Raw genomic sequence first — 1,261 nt, 5'->3', positions numbered from 1 at the left:
CCGCCGCGAGTACGTCGAAACCCTCGGCACCTATCGCAACCGCGACGGCGGCTTCTGGGTCGCCTCCACCGACCCCCTCGCCGCCGACCAAGCCCTCACCGGCACCACCCCCACCGACCAGGTACACGCCGCGGCCCTGCTGACAGACGGCGCCGCCGACGCCGTCACCCGCTACCGCCTTGTCACCTGGCGACAGCTCCTCGACGTCCTAGTGCAGGACGGACCGACCGCACTAATCCGCAAGGTCCGCGAAGCCGAGCGTTCCGACCCCCACGGCGAACGCTGGCCCCGCAGCAAGACCCACGACGACGCAACAGCGGCTAACGTCATGGTCCATGAATGAGGTAGGGGCGAATCGAGTAAGTCTGTGAGCGACGACATCCTGTCGATCATTCCGACCGATCCGCACTGGCAGCCCGCACGGGACGTGGCCGAACGCACTACGGCAATCATGGCGGACCTGGCCCCGGGCGAGCCAGACGGCGTGGATGCCGAAGTAGACGTGACCTGGCACGACAACGTCGCCGTCATCGACTGTGGCGCGAACCTGGAAAGGATCGGCTGCCCGCACTGCGGCGCCTCGATCGACACCAAATGGTGGAAAGATCTCCTAGAAGCCCACCTCGACGAGGGCTTCGCGAACCTCGCCGTCAAGACCCCTTGCTGCGGTGCCGACTCATCGCTCGATGCCCTGGAATACGCCTGGCCATGCGGCTTCGCCCGCTTCGAGATTGCCGTCTGGAACCCCCAACGTGACTGGTTCAGCGACGAGGAACTAGCCGTCCTCGGTGCCGTGCTTGGACATCCCGTGCGACAGATTCGCGCCCATATCTGACGTTCTTATCGCACCCCACGCTGCTGGCCTACAACCTCCCTCACGACTTGCGTTTACCCCCCTAGACAGCTGAGGTAGATGCAAGCTATCGTCTTGCGCATAGCCCCCTAGACAGTTCTCGTTACGGACCTGCCGCCACTGTCTAGGGGGATAAACAAGGAGGTGGTGAACGATGGCACTGCAAGGACCCATCCCGATCAGCTTCGAGCTGCTGTTCCCGCACGGCTGCTACGTCGTGGGCGAGGTGACCGCGGCGAAGGACTTCGACGCCAAACGTGACACCCAGGCCAAGGACAAGGTGACCGGGCTTCCGGTCTGGCAGGTCCCGGTGATGGACGCCGACCCCTCACTCAAGGCCGCGCAGAAGACGGTGACGGTGAAGATCCTCGCCGAGGTTCAGCCGGTTGTTCCGCCGTCGCTGCCGGG

General features: G+C 64.7%; 1 protein-coding gene and 2 pseudogenes. All 3 read left to right on the top strand.

Going from position 1 to position 1,261, the window contains the following annotated elements:
• A pseudogene (locus tag B1L11_RS47760) lies at positions 1–343 on the top strand (integrase); the annotation flags it as partial.
• A 24-nt stretch (positions 344–367) separates the two neighbouring features.
• Complete coding sequence (locus B1L11_RS44555; protein WP_079321123.1) at positions 368–835, top strand: hypothetical protein; 468 nt, start codon at positions 368–370, stop codon at positions 833–835.
• A 172-nt stretch (positions 836–1,007) separates the two neighbouring features.
• A pseudogene (locus tag B1L11_RS44550) lies at positions 1,008–1,261 on the top strand (plasmid replication, integration and excision activator); the annotation flags it as partial.

This window comes from Microbispora sp. GKU 823 (assembly GCF_002027145.1).
GTDB lineage: Bacteria > Actinomycetota > Actinomycetes > Streptosporangiales > Streptosporangiaceae > Microbispora > Microbispora siamensis.
Note: the sequence above shows the minus strand (reverse complement) of the source record. Positions and strands in the feature narration are given on the sequence as shown.